Annotated in this window: 2 protein-coding genes and 1 pseudogene; all 3 read left to right on the forward strand. The window is 69.2% G+C overall.

Annotated features, from left to right (window positions below; all coding sequences use genetic code 11):
• The coding region (locus ACFQEU_RS16130; protein ID WP_379783817.1) for a transcriptional regulator FilR1 domain-containing protein at positions 1 to 340 on the forward strand (340 nt) is incomplete at its 5' end.
• A gap of 111 nt (positions 341 to 451) precedes the next feature.
• Complete coding sequence (locus ACFQEU_RS16135) at positions 452 to 796, forward strand: DUF5802 family protein (RefSeq protein WP_379783819.1); 345 nt, start codon at positions 452 to 454, stop codon at positions 794 to 796.
• Between the two features lie 56 nt (positions 797 to 852).
• A pseudogene (locus ACFQEU_RS16140) lies at positions 853 to 1258 on the forward strand (Vms1/Ankzf1 family peptidyl-tRNA hydrolase); the annotation flags it as partial.

The following is a 1258-nucleotide window of genomic DNA, read 5'->3' on the forward strand; positions in this document are numbered from 1 at the left end:
CGGGGTGGTGCCGCGGCTCGACGCGTCGCTCGTGGAACGGCTGACAGCTGCCACCGCAGCGGAGATGGAGGCGCGAATCGTGCTCACGGGACGCGCGGGAACACGCCTCACCGGCCCTGCGCGCCCCGCGATCCGGTCGTCGATGGCGGACCGCGGCGCCGATCTCCGCGTCCACGACGGTGACTCACCGATTGGGATCCTCCTCGTCGACGACCGCGCGGTTGTCGGACTGTTCGACGGTCGAGGACTCGCGGCCGTGCTCGCTACCGACGATCCAGCGGTTCGCGGCTGGGCGGCCGAGACCTATCGTCGATACGCCGATGCCGCCGAGCCGTTGTGAATCGAGCGAGCGCGTTGACGCCGAACCCAGCGGCCTCGGGATCGTCCGTCACGATCGTCGATTTCCGAGAAATGTTTATATACTACCATGGCAGAGGATAGCACGCACAGAATGTTCGAACGCTTTTCCAGCGGATACTACTTGGGGGAACTGTACGTCGAGCCCCACGACGGCGACCGGGCCGTCATCCAGCAGGCCGACCACGAGCACGTCAACGAGCAACTGTACGCGGCGGGAACGGGCCTCGAACGGCTCGACGCGCCCCTCGTAATGAAGCTCGGCGCGGGACACATCCCGGTCGGCGGCGACGAGGGCGTTCCGAGCGGGACGCTCGCGGTTCCCCGATCCATTGCCGACGAAGACCTCCCGGCGACGCGGAACGTCCTGTTGGCGGACGCCGACCGGGCGGAGAACCTCCTCCGCTGGGAGGGGTGGGAGCCCTCCGCCAACGCCTGAGCCGGACCGGCGTCCGACGACGGGCCTTTTAGGTCACCGGGGGCCGATCCTCGGGTATGATCGACCGGCTGCTCGGCCGCGCCGAGCTGAAAGAGCGGATCGAGACGCTCGAAGAGGAGAAGCGCCACCTCGAGCGTCGCGCGGAGGCTGAAGAAGAGCGGCGTTCGGAGGCAGTCGCCGACCGCCAGCGCGCCGAGGAGCGCGTCAATCGGCTGGAAGACCGTATCGAGTCGCTGGAGGACCGCGTGGAGCGGGCCGAGAGCGACGAGGAGACGGTCGAGTTCCGCCGCGTGAGCGACGCGAGCGGTGGCCGCCTCGACGACGTTCTCGGCCGTCTGCGTGGGGTCGAGACCGACGACCCGGAAGGGGTTCTCACGGCGTTCGTCCCCGAGGACGATGCGGTCCCGACGAGCGTCGCCGACTGGTTCGGGGACCGCTCCCGGCTCGTTCGACGCGCCGCGC

It is taken from the genome of Halorubrum tibetense, from assembly GCF_042661865.1.
Classification (GTDB): Archaea; Halobacteriota; Halobacteria; order Halobacteriales; family Haloferacaceae; genus Halorubrum; species Halorubrum tibetense.